Raw genomic sequence first — 13430 nt, forward strand, 5'->3', positions numbered from 1 at the left:
GTTCTCGGCGTCGTCGGCGGCGAGTGGGAAGTTCCTGGTGCGCAGTGTCGCGACGGGGTTGTGCGTGAGCAACAAGGACGGCTCGACCGCGGGCAACAATCCGATCGTGCAGGAGACCTGCTCCGACGTCGCCCGCATGCAGTGGTCCTTCACCCCCACCTCCGGCGGCGGCAGGTGGTCGGACAACGCCGACGGCTTCGCCGCCACCAGCGGCAACGGCCTGCCGACCACCACCGGCGGCGCGGGCGGTACCACCGTCACCGTGACCAACTACGCCGACCTGGTCAGGTACGCCACCGCGAGCGCCCCCTACGTCATCAAGGTCAACGGCGCGATCACCGTCAGCCCGTACGGCACCGAGATCAGGGTCGCCTCGAACAAGACCATCGTCGGCGTCGGCAAGAACGGCCACATCGTCAACGGCGGCTTCTTCCTCGGCACCGGCGTCAGCAACGTCATCATCCGCAACCTGACCATCCGCGACACGCGCATGGCCGACGACGACCCGGGCGACGACGCCTACGACTACGACGGCATCCAGCTCGACACCGCCCACCACGTCTGGATCGACCACAACACGATCACCCGGATGAACGACGGCCTGATCGACAGCCGCAAGGACACCAGTTTCCTCACCGTGTCCTGGAACGTGCTGGCCGAGAACAACAAGGCCTTCGGCATCGGCTGGACCGACAACGTCACCGCCCGCATGACGATCCACCACAACTGGATCCGCGACAACAACCAGCGCAACCCCAGCACCGACAACGTCGCCTACGCCCACCTGTACAACAACTACCTGCAGAACATCAGTGGCTACGGCAACTACTCGCGCGGCGCCACCAAGATGGTGATCGAGAACAGCTACTACCAGAACGTCAAGGACCCGTACTACCGGGACGACGCCGCCCAGCTCCGGCAGAGCGGCAGCATCTGCACCGGCTGCAGCGGGCAGCAGGAGACCGGCGGCTCCGCCTTCACGCCGTCGTCCTTCTACTCCTACACCCTCGACCCCGCCGCGCAGGTCCCCTCCCTGGTGACCACCTACGCCGGCCCGCAGGCCGACATCGGCGTCTGATCTCACGGAAAGGCTGAACCAATGCACCAAGGCATACGCGCGGCGGCACGTTCGCCGATGACCAGGCTGGCCGCCGTGACGGCGGCCGTGGTGACGGCGTCGGCCGCCGTCGTCACCCTCACCACCGGCGTCGGCTCGGCCGCCGCGACACCCGGCGACGGTGGCGTGTACACGCTGGCGTCGGGGTCGTCCGGTAAGTGTGTTCTCGTGACGGGGTCTTCGGCTGACAACGGGGCGCTGCTGGTGCCTGGTGCGCAGTGTCGCGACGGGGTTGTGCGTGAGCAACAAGGACGGCTCGACCGCGGGCAACAACCCGATCGTGCAGGAGACCTGCTCCGACATCGCCCGCATGCAGTGGTCGTTCAACACCGTCACCGACCCCACGCCGCCGCCGACCGGCACCCCGACCGTGGCCGCCGACGGCACCGGCCGCTACCGGACCGTGCAGGCCGCGATCGACGCCGTCCCGTCCGGCAACGCCGGCCGGGTGGTGATCACCATCAAGCCCGGCAACTACCGGGAGATCGTCACCGTCAACAAGCCCTACGTGACGCTCCAGGGCCTCGGCACGTCGCCCGCGCAGACCGTCATCGTCAACAACCGCTCGGCCGGCACCAGCGGTACGTCCGGCAGCTTCACCGCCCAGATCTCCGCCCGCGACGTGACCGCCACCAACCTGACGATCTCCAACGACTTCGACGAGAACTCCACGCCGGACGGCCACCAGGCGGTCGCGCTGCGGCTGGACGGCGACCGCACCACCCTGACCGACGTCCGCGTCCTGGGTGACCAGGACACCTTCCTGGTCAACGACTCGGCGCGGGCCTACGTCAAGAACTCCTACGTCGAGGGCACCGTCGACTTCATCTTCGGCGGCGGCACGATCGTCTTCCACAGTTGCGACATCTACGAGAAGCGCAGCACGGGCGGCCCCATCACCGCGGCCAGCACGGCGGCGGCCAAGACGTACGGCTTCATGTTCTACAAGTCGCGCATCTCGGGCGCCGCGAACAACGTGACCACCCTCGGTCGGCCGTGGCGGCCCGACGGCCAGGTGCTCTACCGGGAGTCCACGCTGAGCGCGACCGTCCGCAACTCCCAGCCCTGGACGGACATGTCCGACAACACCTGGCAGAACGCCCGCTTCTCCGAGTACCGCAACACCGGTTCCGGAGCCACCGTCAACAGCAACCGGCCGCAGCTCACCACCGAGCAGGCGGCTGACCACACCCCGCAGAAGTACCTGGCGGGCTCGGACGGCTGGAACCCGGCCGGCTGAGTGCGCCGCGTGTCCGGGGCCGGCGTCGCCGCCGGTCCCGGATCCGCCCGTCCCGGCGCTCAGGCCGAGCGCGCGTCACGGGGCGGCAGGTCCGCGGGGGTCCGGCCGAGCGGGGCGGCCCCGTCCGGCTGGTCGAGGCTGGCCCGCAGCGTGACCGGCTTCAGCAGGACGGCCGCGAGGATGCCGACGGCGGCCACGGCGGCGCAGATGAGGAACACCCGGCCGGTCGCGTCGCCGTAGGCGGCCCGCACGATGTCCTGGGCGGCGGGCGGCAGCGCCGCCGGATTCGCGCCGCCGGCGGCGGGCAGCCCCGCGGCGGACAGGTCGTGGCTGATCCGGCCGGCCACGTGCCGGGCCAGCACCGCGCCGAGCACGGAGACCCCGATCGTGCCGCCCAGGGAGCGGAAGAACGCGACGGTGGAGCTGGCCGTGCCGATGTCCTTCAGCGGCACCGCGTTCTGCACGACCAGGACGAAGTTCTGCATCGTCATGCCGACCCCGAGGCCGACGCACGCCATGGCCACGCCCATGTACACGAGCGAGGTCGTGTGGTCGATGAGGCCCAGCCCGGCGAAGCCGGCCGTGAGCAGGGTGGCCCCCGTCACGATGAACGGCTTGACCTTCCCGCTCTTGCTGATCAGCCGGCCGGCGACGATGGAGGAGACCAGGATGCCGCCCATCATGGGGATCGTCAGCAGCCCCGCCTGGGTGGCGGTGAAGCCGCGTCCGGCCTGGAAGTACTGGCTGAGGAAGACGGCCGCGCCGAACATGGCGGTGCCGACGGCGAGGCTGCCGGTGATGGCCAGCGCGGTCGTGCGCTGCCGGACGATGCCGAGCGGCACGATCGGCTCGGCGGCCCGCGTCTCCACCCACAGGGCCACGGCCAGCAGCGCCAGCGTGCCGGCGAGCATGGCGGCGCTCTGCCAGGACACCCAGTCGAAGGCGTCGCCGACGAACGAGATCCAGATGAGCAGCACGCTGACGCCCGAGGCGATCAGCGCCGCGCCCAGGTAGTCGATCCGCACCCCGTCCCGGCGCAGGACGGGCAGCCGCAGCGTGCGCTGGAGCAGGAAGAGCGCGACGGCGGCGACCGGGATGCCGATGAAGAAGCACCACCGCCAGCCCAGCCATGAGGTGTCCACGATGAGCCCGCCCACCAGCGGGCCGCCGATGGTGGAGACGGCGGTGACGCTGCTGAGGTAGCCGCTGTAGCGGCCGCGCTCGCGGGGCGGGATCATCGCCCCGAGCACGATCTGGACGAGCGCCTGCACGCCCCCGACCCCGACGCCCTGCACCGCGCGGGCGGCGATGAGCTGTCCGGGGTCCTGGCTCAGCCCGGCCGCCACCGACCCGAGCACGAAGACGGTCACGGCGGCCTGCACGAGGCGCTTCTTGCTGACCAGGTCGGCCAGCTTGCCCCAGATCGGGGTGGTGGCGGTGGTGGTGAGCAGCGTCGCGGTGACGACCCAGGTGTACTGCGTCTGCGTCCCCTGTAACCCGCCGATGATCTTCGGCAGGGCGGTCGAGACCACGGTGCTGCTGAGCGTCGCGACGAAGAGCGCGAGGAGCAGGCCGCTGAGCGCCGCCAGCACCTGACGCCGGGTGAGTGGTCGGTCGGTCGTCGTCATGGTGGGCTCCAAGAGAGGGACACCGATCGTGCGCGGTTCGCGGCGGGCCCGCAAGCCCTCGCGGCGGGGGACCGGCTCACCAGGTGACGGGCAGCTCGTAGGCGCCGTAGACGAACCCGTCGTGCTTGAACGGGATCCGCTCCACCCCGGCGGCGAGCGCCAGGTCCGGGACGCGCCGCAGCAGGGCCGTGTAGGCGACCTGCAGCTCCATCCGCGCCAGCGGCTGCCCCAGGCACTGGTGCACCCCGTAGCCGAAGGTGACGTGCAGGCGGGCGTTGCGCCGCAGGTCGAGCCGGTCGGGGTCGGGGAAGACGGCCGGGTCGCGGTTGGCGACCTCGTTGACCGCGAGGATGCCCTCGCCGGCCCTGATGGTCCGGCCCGCGATCTCGATGTCCTCCAGCGCCACCCGGCGCAGCCCGCCGTGGGTGATCGTCAGGTAGCGCAGCAGCTCCTCGACGGCCGCGGCGACCGCCTTCGGGTCGTCGCCGTCGCGCAGCAGCGCCGCCTGGTCCGGGTGCTGGAGCAGGGCGAGCGTGCCCAGCGTGATCATGTTCGCGGTGGTCTCGTGCCCGGCGAACAACATCAGCACGCCCATCCGGGCGGCCTCCACCCGCGACAGCTCCCCGGCCCTGACCCGCTCGACCAGCCCCGACAGCAGGTCGTCGCCGGGCTCGTCGAGCTTGTCGCCGATCAGCCGGTCGAGGTAGCCGCCCAGCGCCCGCTGGGCCTGCTCCCGCTCCTGCGGGGAGGAGTCGCGGTTGATGATGGTCCGGCTGTTGGCCTGGAAGAACTCGTGGTCGTCGTACGGGACGCCGAGCAGGTTGGAGATCACCAGCGAGGGCAGCGGCAGGGCGAACGCCTCGACCAGGTCGGCCGGGCGCGGGCCGGCGAGCAGGTCGTCGATCAGCCGGTCCGCGATCCGCTGCGTGGCCGGCCGCATCGCCTCCACCCGCCTGACGGTGAACGCGGAGGTGACCATGCGCCGCAGCCGCCCGTGCTCGGGGTCGTCCATCAGGATGAAGCTGGTGCCGCCCGCGTCCTCCTTACGGGCGGCCATGCTCTCCATGGCCGCCGCCTCGGCCGGGGACAGCCGCGGGAGGCCGCGCGCGGGCTCCACGCTCACGCTGCGGTTGCCGAGCACGGCGCGGTGTTCGGCGTGGCCGGTGACCAGCCAGACGGTGGTGCCGTCCCACAGCCGGACCCGGGTGAGCGGGCCCTCCTCCTGCCGTGCGCGCATCGCGGGGGCCGGATCGAGCGGGCAGGCCGCCGACCTGGCGATGTCGTACTCGGGGAGTGTCGTCACGAGGTCTCCTAGTTTAAATCAATCAATTGATTTAAACTGTAACGCCGGGTGGTCACCTGTCAAGCCGGCGTTACGTAGGCTGTCCTTCCGTCACACCTCGCGAGTCCGGCCGAGGACCTGCGACGATCTGGGGGACCGGGACGTCGCGGGCGGTGCTCGCGATCCCGGCGCGGTGAGAGACGACGCCGTGGACGACGACGCGGCGCAGAACGATGCGGTGAAGACGATGATCAGCAAGATGACACGGCTCGAACAGGTCAGCGCGACCAGGGAGGCGCTCCTGGCCGCGGCCGAACGGCTGTTCGCCGAGCACGGCGTGCACGCCGTCGGCAACCGCCAGATCAGCGAGGCCGCCGGGCAGCGCAACAACGCCGCGGTCACCTACCACTTCGGCGCCAAGCCCGACCTGGTCCGCGCGATCGCCCGCAAGCACGCCGAGCAGCTCGAGGGCATCCGCGCCCCCATGATGGCCGGCATCGCCGGCTCCACCGACCTGCGCGACTGGATCGCCTGCCTGGTCCGGCCGCTGGCCCGGCACCTGGAGAACCTGGGCAGCCCCACCTGGTACGCCCGCTTCACCGCCCAGGTCACGGCCGACCCCGCGCTCAAGGCGATCATGGTCGACGAGGCCCTGGCCGCCGCGCCGGTGCTGCGGCTGTTCCGCGACGGCCTGGCCCGCTGCCTGCCCGACCTGCCCGCCGAGGTCCGCCTCGAACGCGGCGCGATGGCCCGGCACCTGGTCGTGCAGATGTGCGTCGAGCGGGAGCGGGCGCTCGCCGAGCACGCCCCCACCTTCCGCCCCACCTGGGAGGCCACCGCCGACAGCCTGATCGACGCCATCGTCGCGCTGTGGCAGGCGCCCGTCCCCGGCCCGCCGGCGATGCCGGTGACGGGCGAGACCGAGGAGAGCACGTGATGACGGGCAGGACGGCCCGCCCCGAGCGGGCCAGCGCCACCAGGGAGGCGATCCTCGCCACGGCCGAGCGGCTGTTCGCCGAGCACGGCGTGCACGCGGTGTCGAACCGCCAGATCAGCGAGGCCGCCGGACAGGGCAACAGCGCCGCGGTGGGCTACCACTTCGGCACGAAGGCCGACCTGGTCCGCGCGATCGCCCGCCGGCACGCCGACGAGATGGAGCAGCTCAGGGCGGGCCTGGTCGCCGGCGTCACCGGCTCCGCCGACGTGCGCGACTGGGTGGGCTGCCTGGTCCGCCCGTTCACCCGGCACCTGGAGGCCCAGGGCAGCCCCACCTGGTACGCCCGCTTCCGCGCCCAGGTGATGGCCGACCCCGCGCTCTACCGGATCACCGTGGAGGAGTCGCTGTCGTCCCCCTCGCTGCGCACGCTCGTGGACGGCGTCAACCGCTGCCTGGCCGGCCTGCCCGCCACCGTGCGCGGGCAACGCTGGGCCATGGCTCGCCACCTGATCGTGCACATGTGCGTCGAGCGGGAACGCGCCCTCGCCGAAGGCTCCGCCACCCTCGAGACGAGCTGGGACGACCTCGCCGCCGGCCTGATCGACGCGATCGCCGGAATGTGGCAGGCCCCGGTCACCGCCACCTCCGGCTGAGCGCCGCCCGGGTCACCCGGTGTAGTTCTTCCCCAGGGGCCGGCCCGGGATCGGCCGGGCGATGAGGGCCACGGGGATGAAGAAGGAGATCTGGGCGATCGTCAGGACGAGCGTCCACAACTCCTTGTCGTCGTAGTGGGCCGCCGCCCTGGCGTACAGCTCGTCGGGGACCCGCTCCCCGGAGGCCGGGGTGAGGACGGCCTCCACGAGCTCCAGCGCGACCCGTTCGGCGTCGGTGAAGTACGGGGCCTCCCGCCAGGACACCACGGCCGTGATGCGCTCCTCGCTCTCCCCGGCGCTGCGCAGCATGCCGGTCTGCCGGACGGTGTGGTACGTGCTGCCCACGATCTGCCCGGCGCGCAACTGCACCAGGCCGACCGTGGTCCGCGGGATCGCGCCGTTCATCGTGGCCTTGGTCATGGCCTGGGCGATGGTCCCCACCTCGGGGAAGAACCGGGCGGGGTCGGGCATCCGCGACCGGAGGTCCTGCTGCCCGGTCTCGGTGCTCTCGGTGGTCGTCGTGGACATGTTCCGCTCTCCTCGCCGTCGGTCGTCGTGCGTTCTGTCCTACGACGAGACAGCCGCGCGGAATGTGAGGCGGTCAGCCGGGCCCGTCCGGCTCGGACGCTCTTGTCGATCTGCACGCTCAACCGGGCTCCCAGCGGCCAGCCGATGTAGTGCGTGAGGAAGATGGCGATCTCGCGCAGTTCGGCGGCGGTGAGCTCGGAGTTGCCGAGCGCCGCCGGGATCTGGAGGTCGAGCACGTCGTTCAGCCCCTTGGCGGACAGGGCGCCGAGCAGGAGCAGGCGGCGGTCACGCATGGACAGGCCGGGGCGGGCCCAGATGCGCGCTCACCGTCCACCTGCTCGACCGCTCCGTGCGGGGCGCTCCTCGACGTCGAGCCGTTCGGCGAGCGGGCGGTGCGCGGCATGTGCCACCACATCGAGGACGGCACCTTCGACTGGACCGCCCAGGCGGTCAACCCCCGGGCACGCGTCCGGCCGGTGCACCGCCCGCCGCGCGTCCCGGCGGGCCGGGTGCCGTACTGCCGCTGGGAGGTCGTCATCGACGACGAGACCGAGCCGGTCGGCGAGGCCCCGATCACCGCGATGACCCGCGGCACCACCGCCGCCCGCTTCCGCTTCCCGCCGATGCGCGACGGCACCCCGCACGTGCCCTGACCACGACAGACCCCCTGCGCCGGTCCTGGGGGGCCTGGATCACGAACCGGAGCGCGCCCGCGACGGTCTACGATGCCAGGCATGGCCGTCCCTGAGCTGATCCGCATCGTCACCCGTTCGTCGCCCATGGCGCTCGCCCAGGTCGAACGGGTGCGGCACGAGCTGGCCGAACTGCACCCCGGCATCCGCACCGAGGTCGTCCCGGTCACGACCTCGGGCGACCGCTGGCAGGGCGCCCTGTCGGAGCTCGGCGGCAAGGGCGCGTTCACCAAGGAGGTCGACGCGGCCCTGCTGGCCGGGGCGGCCGACCTCGCCGTGCACTGCGTGAAGGACGTCCCGGCCGACCGGCCGCTGCCCGCCGGCACCACGTGGGCGGCCTTCCTGAAGCGCGACGACCTGCGCGACGCGCTCGTCCACCCGGGCGGCCGCACCCTGGCCGAGCTGCCGGCCGGCACCCGGGTCGGCACGTCGTCGGTGCGGCGCGTCGCCCAGCTCACCGCCGCGCACCCGCACCTGGTGTGCGTGCCGATGCGCGGCAACGCCAACCGCAGGCTGGAGAAGCTCGACGCGGGCGAGGCCGACGCGCTGCTGCTGGCCGTGTCCGGGCTGGAGCGGATCGGCCACCAGGACCGCATCACCGAGGTGCTGCCGCTGGAGACGATGTGCCCGCCGATCGGCGCGGGCGTGCTCGCCCTGCAGTGCCGCGAGGACGACCAGCCGACCATCGACGCCGTCACCGGCCTGGGCCACGCCGACACCTGGCGCGAGGTGACCGCCGAACGCATGCTGCTGCACGTCCTCCAGGGCCACTGCAACAGCCCCATCGCCGGGTACGGCCGGGCCGAGGGCGGCGGCCGGCTGTCCCTGCGCGCCCGCGTCTTCAGCCCCGACGGCAAGACCGTCCTCGACGCGCACGAGTGGGCCGGCCCGCTCGACCCGGCCACGCTCGGCACCTCGGTGGCGGTCGCGCTGCTGCGCCAGGGCGCTCGCCAGCTCATCGACGCCATCCCGCACTAGATCGGGCTCACCACAGGGGCACGGGAGTCTGCGCCCGAGGGTAGTAACCGGGCACCGGCTCGCCGGACGCCGCCCGGTCCAGCCGCCGCCGCATCCCCTCCGACAGCACCCCGGCCTTCAACATCTCGACGAACACCGCCGTGACGTTGCCCAGGTCGAACCAGTCGCGCTGCCGGCTCCAGCGGAAGCCGCCCCCCGTACCGGAACCAGCTCCCGCCGATCCCGGCCACCTCGTACGGGCTGCCGTCAGGACGCCGGGCGGCGGCGACCTGCTGCCAGAAGCCGGCCACCGCACCCTCCCGCTCGTTCAGGAGGATGCTCTGGTACGGGTAGGACCAGCCGTCCAGGCCGCCCATCTCCGCGCCCAGGGCCAGCTCGCGGATCTCGTCCCGGCCGACCGCCATGAAGTCCTGGCCGGGGCCGACGTTCCAGCCGTAGGTGGCGTCCTCGGTGTACAGCTCCGCCAGCGGACGCCAGTCGCCCAGTTCCTCGCAGCGCCGGTTCGACTCCAGCCAGCGCCGTACCATCTCCTCCAGCTCGCACATCGCGTGGCCCTGGCACAGGTCCAGGTCGGCCTCGACCCTCACGATCTGCGCCTGCGGTACCGGACCCGGCACGGCCGGGCGAGCTGGACGACCATCTTGGAATGATCGTCGCGGTACGACTCCGGCGGCTGCGCGAGCTCGAACTCCCACTCCCGCAGCAGCACCGAGAAGATCGCCTTGAGCTGGATCATCGCGAAGTTCGCGCCCACGCAGCGGTGCCGCCCGGCGCCGAACGGCACCCAGGTCCACCGGTTGAGCAGGTCCTCCTCGCGCGGCCTGGCATACCGGGACGGGTCGAACGCGTCCGGCTCCGGGAAGTCCTCCGGGATCCGGTTCGACACCGCCAGGCTGCACCCGACCAGGCTGCGCGCCGGGATGCGGTGGCCCAGCACCTCCTGCTCGGTCCTGGCCACCCGCAGCAGCAGGATCAGCGGCGGGTGCAGCCGCAGCGCCTCCTTGACCGCCGACTCCAGCAGCGGGATCTCGCGCAGCGCCTGGAAGCCGACCGCCGTGCCGCCGGCGTACAGCTCGTCCAGCTCCGTCACCACGCCGCGCCGGATCTCCGGGTGGCGCAGCAGCTCGATCAGGGTCCAGGCGGCGGTGCCCGAGCTGGTGTGGTGCCCCGCGAACATCATGGAGATGAACATCCCGGTGACCTGGTCGGCGCCGAAGCGCGGCGTGCCGTCCGCGGCCCGGATCGGCATGAGCACGTCGAGCAGGTCCCGCTCCTCGCGGGGCGGGCGCGGCGCGGCGGCCCGCTCGTCCATGATCGCCTCGACCAGCGCCACGAGCCGGACTCGGGCGGCGTCGCGGCGGCGGAAGCTGTCGATGTCGGCGTACGGGTCCACGTACGCGATCGCGTCGGTGCCCCGCTCCAGGTCGTGGTACAGCTCGGCGAAGCTGCGGTCGAGCCGGTCGCGGAACCGCTTGCCGATCAGGCAGGCCGAGGAGGTGTAGATGGTCAGCTCGGCGAACCAGTCGAGCAGGTCGATCTCGCCCTCGTCCGCCCACCCGGCGGTCATCCGCGCCACCTCGGCGGCGATCGTCGCCGCGTGCCCCTTCAGGAAGGAGCCCTTCAGCGCCTGGTTGTGCAGCGCGTCGCGGCGCTGCTCCGGGGTCGCGTCGAAGACCACCCCCGTCCCGAAGATCGGTGTCATGAAGGGGTACGCCTCCGCCTGGTCCAGCTCCTCGTCCGGGGCGCGGAAGAAGAACTCGTTCGCCTCCGCCCCCGACAGCAGCACGACCGGCCGCCCGGCCAGCAGGAAGCGTCCGACGTCGCCGCACTCCTCGCGCAGGCGGCGCATCAGCCCGATCGGGTCGGTACGCAGCTCCTCCAGGTGGTCGGGGCCACCCGAGACGACGGCGGGCTCCCTCATGACCCCACCGCCCGCTCCGGCTGGATCTCGACCAGCGTGACGTGGGAGCCGCGCGGCGCGCTCACCACCGTCACGATCATCGCGGCGACCTGCTCGGGCCTGAGGAAGTGCGGATGGCGGGCCAGGCCCCACGCCACCCAGTCCGCCAGCACGGTGGCCGTGGTGTCGGCGTCCCAGGTCATGCCCATGCCGGTCATCGTCGGGCCGGGCCGGACCACCGACGTCCGCACGCCGGTGCCCTCCAGCTCCATCCGCATGGCGCGGGCCATGCCCTCGATGCCGTGCTTCGCCGCGACGTACGCGCCCATGCGGGGCCGCGGCACCGGCACCACGCCGGAGGAGACGAGGACGACGTGGCCGCGCGCCCGCGCGACCATGCCGGGCGCCACCTGGGAGACCAGCCGGTGCGCGCCGACCAGGTGCACCTGGAGCTGCGCGGCGAAGGACTCCGGATCGAGCTCGTGGACGCGTTCGGCGCTCAGGTCGCCGGCGCCCGAGACGACGATTTCCGGATCGCCGTGCGCGTCGCGGGCCGCCGCCACGAACGACTTGACCGAGTCGGAGTCGGACACGTCCAGCCGCAGGGCGACGGCCTGGCCGCCGCGCTCGCGGACGGCCGCGGCGACCCGCTCGCAGCGCTCGACGCGGCGGGCGCCGAGCGCCACGGGATGGCCCGCGGCGGCGAGCAGGGTGGCGGTGGCCGCGCCGATCCCTGACGAGGCCCCGGAGACCAGCGCGGGACGGCGCTCCGGGTGGGGGGCGAATCGGGGCATGGAGGCGAGCCTCCTATCGGGGGGTGACGGTGATGGGCAGCGCGGCGAAGCCGCGGACGTTCACGGAGCGCACGCGTACGGACCGGGCCGCGTCCACGTCGTAGGCCCGGACCCGGCGCGCGAACTCGGTCAGGGCCACCTCGCCTCCAGCCGGGCGAGATGGGCCCCCAGGCAGAAGTGCCGCCCGCCGCCGAAGCTGATCAGCGGCGAGGTGTCGCGGCCGAGGTCGTAGACGTCGGGCTCGGGGAACACCCGCTCGTCGCGGTTGGCCGCCCCGATCAGCAGCAGCAGCCGCTCGCCCGCCGGGACGAGCATGCCGTGCAGTTCGGTGTCCTCGGTGACGGTGCGGGCGATCTGCCATGCGGTCGCGGCCCTCCTCGGCGGCGAGCAGCGCCGAGGTGAGGTCGGAGCCGGGGTGGCGGCGGCGTGCGGCCACCAGGTCCTGGTAGTAGCCGGCCAGGACGAGCGCGGCCTCCATGCCGGCCGGCGGGATGTCGTTCAGCCCCTCCTCGCGGTGCACGACGAGGTCGGGGCGCCGGCGCACCTCGTCGCGGTCCGCCTCCGGGACGCCCATCAGCTCCGAGACGACGTCCATCGGGAGCCGGCCCGCGAAGTCGGCGACCGCGTCGAACCCGCCCGCGGCCAGCGCCGGATCCAGGTGCTTGCGGGTCAGCCGCAGGATGTCCGCCTCCAGCTCGCGCACCCGGCGCGGCGTGAAGCCGTTGGAGACCAGGGCGCGCAGCCTGGTGTGCGCGGGCGGGTCCATGGCCAGGAACGACATGGCGCGGTGCGCGGCCGGGCCCCACGCGCTCGGGTCGAGCGAGACCCCGTTGGCGCTGGAGCAGCGGGCGTGGTCGCGGAAGGCGGCCGACACGTCGGCGTGGCGGGACAGCGCCCAGAAGTCGAGCGCGTCGTCGCGGTAGAGCGGCGCCTCGTCGCGCAGCCGCCGGTAGGCGGGGTACGGGTCCTCGTGGAGCGCGTAGTCGTACGGGTCGTAGGACGGGCTGCCCGGGGCGGGCACGGCGACCACCACCTCACAGGAGCAGTTCGGCCACCTCGGCGAGCCGGTCGGCCATTTCGGCGTAGGAGCTGTAACCCATGCCCGCGTGCACGAGCGCGCCCGCGTAGGCGAACTCCAGCGCGTTCAGCACCCGCGCCTCCTCCGGCGACGGCCGCCCGTCGGCGCCGGGGTTCAGCGCGGTCAGCAGCCGGCGCCGGATGGTCCTGCCGACGCGCAGCCGCAGCTCCCGCACGTCGGGGTCGGTGCCGAGCAGCGCGGACGTGCAGGCGGCGGCCAGTTCGGGTTCGTCGGAGACCAGCAGCGCGATCTCGCGCAGCACCGCGACCACGCGCTCGCGCGGCCCGGCCGGTCCGGTCGGCGCTGCGGAGATCGGCGGCAGGACGCTCAGCCGCCGCCAGAACACCTCGGTGATGAGGTGGTTCTTCGAGGTGAAGTACGTGTACGCGGTGGCCGGCGCGACCCCGGCCCGGCGCGCCACGTTGCGGACGGTGAACCCGTCGAAGCCGGTCGCCCGGACCTCCTCGACCGCGGCCTCGGTGAGCCGGCGCACCGTGTCGGCCTGCCGGCCGGACAGCCGGCGGCGGGTCGACTCCGTCAGGGCTTCACCGGACATGTGTCCAGACGCTAGTTCGGCGGGGTCGCCCGCGCAAGGGCCCGGCG

17 protein-coding genes are annotated in these 13430 nt (G+C 72.8%); 7 read left to right on the forward strand and 10 right to left on the reverse strand.

Annotated features, from left to right (window positions below):
• Both FAF44_RS38570 and FAF44_RS38575 read left to right on the forward strand, forming a co-directional pair.
• Nucleotides 1-1078 (forward strand): right-handed parallel beta-helix repeat-containing protein (locus FAF44_RS38570; protein ID WP_237108316.1); only part of this gene is annotated, 1078 nt, incomplete at its 5' end.
• A 277-nt stretch (nt 1079-1355) separates the two neighbouring features.
• Nucleotides 1356-2357 (forward strand): pectinesterase family protein, encoded by a 1002-nt coding sequence (locus tag FAF44_RS38575; RefSeq protein ID WP_237108317.1) that lies wholly within the window; start codon nt 1356-1358, stop codon nt 2355-2357.
• A 59-nt stretch (nt 2358-2416) separates the two neighbouring features.
• Here FAF44_RS38575 and FAF44_RS38580 read toward each other — a convergent pair whose 3' ends face one another.
• Together FAF44_RS38580 and FAF44_RS38585 are read right to left on the reverse strand one after the other, a co-directional pair.
• The gene (locus tag FAF44_RS38580; protein WP_237108318.1) at nt 2417-3985 is read right to left on the reverse strand and encodes an MFS transporter; all 1569 of its coding nucleotides are present in this window, start codon (nt 3983-3985) and stop codon (nt 2417-2419) included.
• 76 nt (nt 3986-4061) lie between these two features.
• Nucleotides 4062-5288, reverse strand: coding sequence for a cytochrome P450 (locus FAF44_RS38585; RefSeq protein WP_237108319.1), 1227 nt, complete (start codon nt 5286-5288; stop codon nt 4062-4064).
• Between the two features lie 172 nt (nt 5289-5460).
• On the opposite strand from FAF44_RS38585, the gene FAF44_RS38590 reads away from it, so the two are divergent.
• Both FAF44_RS38590 and FAF44_RS38595 read left to right on the forward strand, forming a co-directional pair.
• Nucleotides 5461-6204 (forward strand): TetR family transcriptional regulator, encoded by a 744-nt coding sequence (locus tag FAF44_RS38590; protein WP_308193454.1) that lies wholly within the window; start codon nt 5461-5463, stop codon nt 6202-6204.
• Nucleotides 6204-6857: a TetR/AcrR family transcriptional regulator gene (locus FAF44_RS38595; protein ID WP_237108320.1), complete on the forward strand. Its 654-nt coding sequence runs from the start codon at nt 6204-6206 to the stop codon at nt 6855-6857. The genes FAF44_RS38590 and FAF44_RS38595 overlap by 1 nt, the downstream gene beginning before the upstream one ends.
• Before the next feature lie 12 nt (nt 6858-6869).
• Here the strand turns inward: FAF44_RS38595 and FAF44_RS38600 are convergent, their stop codons facing one another.
• Both FAF44_RS38600 and FAF44_RS56485 read right to left on the reverse strand, forming a co-directional pair.
• Complete coding sequence (locus tag FAF44_RS38600; RefSeq protein WP_237108321.1) at nt 6870-7385, reverse strand: carboxymuconolactone decarboxylase family protein; 516 nt, start codon at nt 7383-7385, stop codon at nt 6870-6872.
• Nucleotides 7274-7645, reverse strand: a complete 372-nt coding sequence (locus tag FAF44_RS56485) for a hypothetical protein (RefSeq protein ID WP_368857787.1) — start codon at nt 7643-7645, stop codon at nt 7274-7276. The genes FAF44_RS38600 and FAF44_RS56485 overlap by 112 nt, the downstream gene beginning before the upstream one ends.
• Between FAF44_RS56485 and FAF44_RS38605 the strand changes: the two genes are divergently transcribed.
• Both FAF44_RS38605 and hemC read left to right on the forward strand, forming a co-directional pair.
• Nucleotides 7535-8038, forward strand: a complete 504-nt coding sequence (locus FAF44_RS38605) for a hypothetical protein (RefSeq protein WP_237108322.1) — start codon at nt 7535-7537, stop codon at nt 8036-8038. The genes FAF44_RS56485 and FAF44_RS38605 overlap by 111 nt on opposite strands.
• Nucleotides 8039-8119: 81 nt before the next feature.
• Complete coding sequence (gene hemC / locus FAF44_RS38610) at nt 8120-9055, forward strand: hydroxymethylbilane synthase (RefSeq protein ID WP_237108323.1); 936 nt, start codon at nt 8120-8122, stop codon at nt 9053-9055.
• Here the strand turns inward: hemC and FAF44_RS38615 are convergent.
• The 5 genes from FAF44_RS38615 to FAF44_RS38635 are packed head-to-tail and all read right to left on the reverse strand — an operon-like array spanning nt 9052 to nt 12064.
• On the reverse strand, nt 9052-9642 hold the full coding sequence (locus FAF44_RS38615; protein WP_237108324.1) for a hypothetical protein: 591 nt from the start codon (nt 9640-9642) through the stop codon (nt 9052-9054). The two genes, hemC and FAF44_RS38615, sit on opposite strands and share 4 nt — an antisense overlap.
• The gene (locus FAF44_RS38620) at nt 9639-10976 is read right to left on the reverse strand and encodes a cytochrome P450 (protein WP_237108325.1); all 1338 of its coding nucleotides are present in this window, start codon (nt 10974-10976) and stop codon (nt 9639-9641) included. The genes FAF44_RS38615 and FAF44_RS38620 overlap by 4 nt, the downstream gene beginning before the upstream one ends.
• Nucleotides 10973-11749: an SDR family oxidoreductase gene (locus tag FAF44_RS38625; protein WP_237108326.1), complete on the reverse strand. Its 777-nt coding sequence runs from the start codon at nt 11747-11749 to the stop codon at nt 10973-10975. Before FAF44_RS38625 ends, FAF44_RS38620 begins: the two co-directional genes overlap by 4 nt.
• Nucleotides 11750-11762: 13 nt before the next feature.
• Nucleotides 11763-11888, reverse strand: a complete 126-nt coding sequence (locus FAF44_RS38630; RefSeq protein ID WP_237108327.1) for a cytochrome P450 — start codon at nt 11886-11888, stop codon at nt 11763-11765.
• Nucleotides 11879-12064 carry a cytochrome P450 gene (locus FAF44_RS38635; protein ID WP_237108328.1) on the reverse strand — a complete coding sequence of 62 codons (186 nt, stop codon included), beginning with the start codon at nt 12062-12064 and terminating at the stop codon, nt 11879-11881. Before FAF44_RS38635 ends, FAF44_RS38630 begins: the two co-directional genes overlap by 10 nt.
• Nucleotides 12065-12462: 398 nt before the next feature.
• Here FAF44_RS38635 and FAF44_RS38640 point away from each other — a divergent pair, with 398 nt between their 5' ends.
• Nucleotides 12463-12672, forward strand: coding sequence for a hypothetical protein (locus tag FAF44_RS38640; RefSeq protein ID WP_237108329.1), 210 nt, complete (start codon nt 12463-12465; stop codon nt 12670-12672).
• A 111-nt stretch (nt 12673-12783) separates the two neighbouring features.
• On the opposite strand, the gene FAF44_RS38645 is transcribed toward FAF44_RS38640, so the two are convergent.
• Nucleotides 12784-13383 carry a TetR/AcrR family transcriptional regulator gene (locus FAF44_RS38645; protein WP_237108330.1) on the reverse strand — a complete coding sequence of 200 codons (600 nt, stop codon included), beginning with the start codon at nt 13381-13383 and terminating at the stop codon, nt 12784-12786.
• Nucleotides 13384-13430: the final 47 nt, after the last annotated feature.

This window comes from Nonomuraea sp. MG754425 (genome assembly GCF_021699195.1).
GTDB lineage: Bacteria > Actinomycetota > Actinomycetes > Streptosporangiales > Streptosporangiaceae > Nonomuraea.

Coding starts and splice junctions, on each gene's coding strand:
- FAF44_RS38580 (WP_237108318.1), bottom strand. CDS start 3,985: ATGACGACGACCGACCGACCACTCACCCGGCGTCAGGTGCTGGCGGCG.
- FAF44_RS38595 (WP_237108320.1), top strand. CDS start 6,204: ATGACGGGCAGGACGGCCCGCCCCGAGCGGGCCAGCGCCACCAGGGAG.
- FAF44_RS38600 (WP_237108321.1), bottom strand. CDS start 7,385: ATGTCCACGACGACCACCGAGAGCACCGAGACCGGGCAGCAGGACCTC.
- hemC (WP_237108323.1), top strand. CDS start 8,120: ATGGCCGTCCCTGAGCTGATCCGCATCGTCACCCGTTCGTCGCCCATG.
- FAF44_RS38620 (WP_237108325.1), bottom strand. CDS start 10,976: ATGAGGGAGCCCGCCGTCGTCTCGGGTGGCCCCGACCACCTGGAGGAG.
- FAF44_RS38625 (WP_237108326.1), bottom strand. CDS start 11,749: ATGCCCCGATTCGCCCCCCACCCGGAGCGCCGTCCCGCGCTGGTCTCC.
- FAF44_RS38635 (WP_237108328.1), bottom strand. CDS start 12,064: ATGCTCGTCCCGGCGGGCGAGCGGCTGCTGCTGCTGATCGGGGCGGCC.
- FAF44_RS38645 (WP_237108330.1), bottom strand. CDS start 13,383: ATGTCCGGTGAAGCCCTGACGGAGTCGACCCGCCGCCGGCTGTCCGGC.